This window comes from Streptomyces sp. NPDC006476 (assembly GCF_040612015.1).
Taxonomy (GTDB): Bacteria; Actinomycetota; Actinomycetes; order Streptomycetales; family Streptomycetaceae; genus Streptomyces; species Streptomyces griseorubiginosus_B.
Genome location: NZ_JBEXPK010000189.1, coordinates 1 through 5,084 on the forward strand (window position 1 = coordinate 1; position 5,084 = coordinate 5,084).

The 5,084-nt window shown below is 60.7% G+C and carries 5 protein-coding genes; 1 reads left to right on the forward strand and 4 read right to left on the reverse strand.

Annotated features, from left to right (window positions below):
• Positions 1–110: 110 nt before the first annotated feature.
• From ABZZ74_RS52455 to ABZZ74_RS52470, 4 genes are all read right to left on the reverse strand, one after another.
• The gene (locus ABZZ74_RS52455) at positions 111–1,310 is read right to left on the reverse strand and encodes an aminotransferase class III-fold pyridoxal phosphate-dependent enzyme (protein WP_356951201.1); all 1,200 of its coding nucleotides are present in this window, start codon (positions 1,308–1,310) and stop codon (positions 111–113) included.
• A 40-nt stretch (positions 1,311–1,350) separates the two neighbouring features.
• A complete protein-coding gene (locus tag ABZZ74_RS52460) occupies positions 1,351–2,406 on the reverse strand; it encodes a hypothetical protein (protein ID WP_356951202.1) in 1,056 nt (351 codons plus the stop codon).
• The gene (locus tag ABZZ74_RS52465; RefSeq protein ID WP_356951203.1) at positions 2,403–3,254 is read right to left on the reverse strand and encodes a TauD/TfdA family dioxygenase; all 852 of its coding nucleotides are present in this window, start codon (positions 3,252–3,254) and stop codon (positions 2,403–2,405) included. The genes ABZZ74_RS52460 and ABZZ74_RS52465 overlap by 4 nt, the downstream gene beginning before the upstream one ends.
• A gap of 288 nt (positions 3,255–3,542) precedes the next feature.
• The gene (locus ABZZ74_RS52470; RefSeq protein WP_356951204.1) at positions 3,543–4,760 is read right to left on the reverse strand and encodes an IS110 family transposase; all 1,218 of its coding nucleotides are present in this window, start codon (positions 4,758–4,760) and stop codon (positions 3,543–3,545) included.
• 106 nt (positions 4,761–4,866) lie between these two features.
• Here ABZZ74_RS52470 and ABZZ74_RS52475 point away from each other — a divergent pair.
• A partial coding sequence (locus tag ABZZ74_RS52475; RefSeq protein WP_356951205.1) for a hypothetical protein occupies positions 4,867–5,084 on the forward strand: 218 nt, incomplete at its 3' end.

Below are 5,084 nucleotides of genomic sequence, written 5' to 3' on the forward strand. Positions count from 1 at the left end.
CAGGGCGGCTCCGAAGGGCCATAACCTTCATCTCTCGCACAGCACCATTTCCAGAAGCTGCCTACAATCGGCTCCCTTTCATGTTCAGGACACAAGGCCCGGGACAATCATCATTGCGAAGTGCCGCGAATTGCGCCGACCAGGCGTTCGGCGAGCTCGTTCGCTTCGGTGTCGTGGATCGTGAAAGCAGGCGCCAGCTTGAGATGCCGGTCGGCCGTACCCACGAGTACGCCATGTCGGCGCGCGGCGAGCTGCGCGCGGTCGCATGCTTGCGAAGATTCGAAGGTAATCGACAGCATCAGTCCTTTTCCCTGTATGCTAATGACGCCATCGGCAGTAGGCAGATCTTCACGAATCCGCTGCAGCAGCCGCGCACCTTTCAGTGCGACCGTTTCATAGCAGTGATGTGCGTCCAAGTAATCGAGAATGAACAACGCCGCGCGGCAACCCAGAAGATTTCCGGACTGGGTATGCCCATGCCTGAAGAGCGGTACGGAATGGGTGGCAAAGCTGTCGACCACGGCCGTCGTTGCCACCACTGCGGTGATCGGAAACCCGCCGCCGAGGCACTTGCTGAAGATCACGATATCCGGTTCGGCACCTTGCGCGACGGCTTCACAGAATGAGCCTGCACGTCCGATTCCGCAGTAGACTTCGTCGCAGATTAGTGGTATGTCATACTGCTTCGCGAGATCGGACAGTGCTCGTAAGAAGCCGTCCGGGAACTGCCGCGTCCCGGCCATCGCCATGACGGGCTCGACGATGATCGCAGCGATCTCCGATTCGTGCTCTGCCAGCAGCGTCTGCCATTTCGGTAGATCGTCGAGGCTTGCTGGCGCGGGCATCGACATCGAATAGGCGCCAAGCAGGGGTAATGCCCCGTCATTGATGAAAGCGCGTTGCGTTGCGATCATCGCGCCGAGGGTGCAGCCGTGGTAGGCGTCGTCGATCGCGACCACCTGGGTCCGTTGTGGACGTCCGCGGCTGACTTGGTACTGCCATGCCATTTTGAGCGCGGCTTCGACTCCCTCGCTACCGCTCGTCACGAGGAATGTATGGGTGAGCCCGGTCTGCGTCAGCCGGTCGCGGATCTTGTCGGCAAGCGTTTCGGGCAGCCCTGTGCTCGAGCCGATGTTGCACGCGTGAACAAGCGTGTCCAGTTGCTGCTTGACCGCCGCAGTCAGTGCCGGGTGGGAATGGCCGAGGCAATGGTTGTAGGAGCCCGAAATACCATCGATATATCGTCGGCCGGTCTCCTCGTAGAGAAACACGCCGTCGCCGCGCACGACCCTCGGACGGCGATCGTCCATTGGTATCGGAGTGTACGGCGGCCAATAGAGGTGCGGCCGACTAGAGGTAGTGCTCATATTTTGTCCCTGCAAGTTCCGACCTCAGGACATCGATGTTGTCGACCACCAGCGATACCGGCACTTTCTCCTTCTTCCCCGTTCCAGGCTGAAGCGTGGCGGCGGATATACCGAGAAACGAGTGCAACCGGTCATGAACAATTCCCGGCGTAGAAATAAGATCCTCGTATTCTACCTGTAAAACGTCATGCCCGCCGAAACGCTCGCGGAATTGCGCCCGATTTTCAAGATCACGTTCGATGAAATCGATGAGTTCATCCCGCGTGATCGTCAGCTTGACCTGGGGTCTATTCGTGTTGTCGGCACGGCCGATGTACCAGACATGATCGCGCAAACTCTTCTTCAGCGAGGCCAGTCGTTCCAGGCGGCTGCGCCGGTCGAGCATAATGATCCGCAGATCGCGGACTCCAGCCACAACATCCCATACGTTCTCACCCGCCCATTCGGTGTCGAGATCACGAAAGAGGGCAAATCCTACGGCTTCAACATATTCGAAATACGGCCGAAAGAGGTGTTTGTTGACAACCTCGACTGCTGTCGTATCTCGCACCGAATAAGGCAGCAGATGCTGGCCGAAACGATTGAACGATTCGCCGTGAATCTCGATGCAGGGGTGAGAGCCGAGCAGCGTTCGCAGCATATGCGTACCCGAACGAGGCGTCGACACAATCGCGAAGCGTTGATATTGCCGCTGTGCAGCGACGGTTTTCTCGTCGATGCTGCCTCCCAACCACTTCTTCTCTTCAGCCGAAGCGATCTTCGCGTGAACGAACTCAAACAGATCCGGCACCGCCTCCTTAACACCGACCATGGGTGCTATGACGTCGTCACCTCGCAGTCCCCGAACACTCCAGCCCCGTCCGTCTCGTTGATATTCGCAAACGAATTCAACAACAGCAGTCGTCGTCTCTCCGTCGAGTTGATAGACGGCGAGATCGGCTCGGACCTGCGCTGCGAGCTCACCGGCAGGACACGCCATCCATAAGGCCCATAGTGCCGACAGGTCCAATTCCGCTGTCCGCAGCTCGCCACCAGTCACGGCCGGCCACTCGTTGTGCAGGCCCGATTCGCGATCGAGGGCCCGCGTAGCGGGACCTCGAAGAGCCCTCTCAGGAGGATGCGCGGCCTAGCGGGATCATCGACGTATGCGTATCGACCGTGAGACAGCTCGTCATTGCGTATGATCATCGCCTGTCCTTTGCGTAGCGCGAATGTCAGCAAGTAGCCGCTTTCTTCGGATGCAAGCCGGGTCAGATACGCCACGGCATCGGCGGTTCGGGGATCGATGCGACGTGAATAGTCCCAATCAGCTGTAACGTCGAGCGTGAAACCGCCGACGATATCACCATTCTCAGCGCGGCTGAAAACCGGCCCGATGTGCTCGTACTGTCTGCCCGAGCCCCTGCCGGTCGACCTCCGTCTGAATACATTGGCTGCCAGCAAGCACTCTGCAAGGTCGGGGTAATCGCGGGATAAAACCCGGAACGCCGAGACACTGTCGAACAAGATGGACTCGCCACCACTGAGCGCGGGCTCCTTGCAAAGGATGATCGAAGTCTTAATTGTTCCGATGGGCAAGTAGGAGCCATCGGTATGAAGCGGCACACCGGACGTGTTGTTGAACACAAAATGATGACCGCTTGACAGACCTCCCACCTGGTTCATACCCGACGAAGACACACCTTCGGAGTGCTCGCGGCGATTGAATTCAGACTGATGCATCGGTCCCAGGGCGTAGAGGACTGCCATCCGGTGAAAATCCGACGCATCATATCGCCAGTCACCCGAAACTATCGCAAAACCGTACTGGTCGACGTATTGCGCGACTTCCTCTGCGTTATCCACATCGAGCACTCGCAGAGACCAACCGTTAAAACGGCTACTCATGCCATCCCTCCGAAATGAGCTGGTACGATGAAATGCCGAATTTTGGTAACTGGGCAGGCCGAGCTGCGAGCGGCCCTCTCCCGGTACCGCATTGGTGCGCAGACGGATGAAGGTTTCGGTTCAACACCCTTCGTTGAGATCTACGCAAGCCCCACAAACTCCAAGGCACTATCGAAGACGTGCGGACCTGACGATAGAGGCATCCGACCCGGACCAATCTCACACCTGCGTTCCGCGTCATTCGCTATGCCTAACCTCGATCTGCTCTGAAAATCCCCTCCGTGATCATCAATGGGTGTGGGGCTCGATGGTCACGTCGTAGCCGAGCTGGGTGAGCTGGCCTACGAGTCGGCGGGTCTGCCGGGACAAGTGGTCGGCGCCGAGGTCCCGGTAGGGCGTGTCCTGGGTCAGGATGTGCCAGACGGCAACAAGGATCGAGTGCTCGACGGCGACGAGTGCCCGCTTCTTGCCCCGGTGGCCGACCAGGCGCCGGAACTGTGCGGACAGGTAGGTGCTCTTCGAACGGGCCGCTGCGGCGGCGGCGATGCCAAGGACGCCCTTGAGCCAGGCGTCACCGTGGCGGGTCCGTCCGCTGGTGACCTTGCCGGCAGATTCGTGGTTGCCCGGACAGACCCCGGCCCAGGAGGCGAGGTGCCCGGCGGTGGGGAACCGCCGCATGTCCACGCCGATCTCCGCGACCACGACTTGGGCGGCGGTGAGACTCACTCCCGGGATGGTCACCAGCAGCTCCAGCTGGCGCCTGTAGGGCTCAAGGCGGCGGTCGATCTCGGCGGTGAGCTCTTTGACCGTTGCTGTGGCGCCGTCGATGCGGTTGAGCATGGCGCGGGCGAGGAAGGCGTGATGATCAGTGAAGAACCCGGTCAGCGCCTGGACCAGCTGGGTTTCCTTGTGCTTCAAGGTGCCGACGGCGAGCTGAGCGAGGGCCTGGGGGTCGCGTTCACCTGAGATCAGCGCCTCGACCATCGTACGCGCCGATTTGCCGCCGAGGTCGGAGACGACGCTCGACAGTTTGATCCCGGGATCTTCCAGCAGCTTCTCCAGACGTTGGATCTCCCGGGTGCGTTCACGGGTGACCTCGGTGCGGTACCGGGTGAGGTCCCGCAGTTGCCGGATCGGCTTGGGCGGAACGAACGATGGGCGGACCGGGCCGTGTTCGACGAGCTGGCAGATCCACTGGCAGTCACGCACATCCGTCTTCCGGCCGGGGACGTTGCGCATGTGCTGGGCATTGAGCAGCCATGTCTCCATCTGCTCCTCGAGGATGTAGTACACGGGCTTCCAGTAGGACCCCGTCATTTCCATCCCGACAAGGGTGATCCCCTCGCAGACCAGCCACTCGCGCAAGGCCAGTAGCCCCTCGGTCATCGTGGAGAAGGTGCGAATCTCGGTATGACGACGCCCGTTCCGCCCCGGGATACGGATGCACACCTTGCAGTCGGCCTTGCCGATGTCGATCCCCGCGCAGCGTTCGTGGACAATGTCCATACCGTCTCCCTCCCGCGCTGTACGTCGCTCCGCAGCGGACGACCGCCCAGCAAGGATCCGGCAGGAGGGAAGAATCTGCTCTGCGTGCTCGCGGCAACACTTCGGGGTGCCCTCAGAGAACCCGGCCGCCTATCAACCCGACCTCGTCATCCAGTCCGACCGTCTGGCCGAAACCGGCCTCGTCCGCGAAGGGTTGCAGGCCGGCCGCCAGGCCGTTGAGGTATCTGAAACCCTGGTCCAAGCCGATCCCGACGCCTACCGCACCGTCCTCGCCATGGCCTGGTCCACTCTCAGCAACCGACTCGCCGACAACGGCGAACGGGA

Bases quoted from the DNA above. Each gene is read 5' to 3' on its own strand.
- ABZZ74_RS52455 (WP_356951201.1), bottom strand. From the start codon at position 1,310: ATGGACGATCGCCGTCCGAGGGTCGTGCGCGGCGACGGCGTGTTTCTC.
- ABZZ74_RS52465 (WP_356951203.1), bottom strand. From the start codon at position 3,254: ATGAGTAGCCGTTTTAACGGTTGGTCTCTGCGAGTGCTCGATGTGGAT.
- ABZZ74_RS52470 (WP_356951204.1), bottom strand. From the start codon at position 4,760: ATGGACATTGTCCACGAACGCTGCGCGGGGATCGACATCGGCAAGGCC.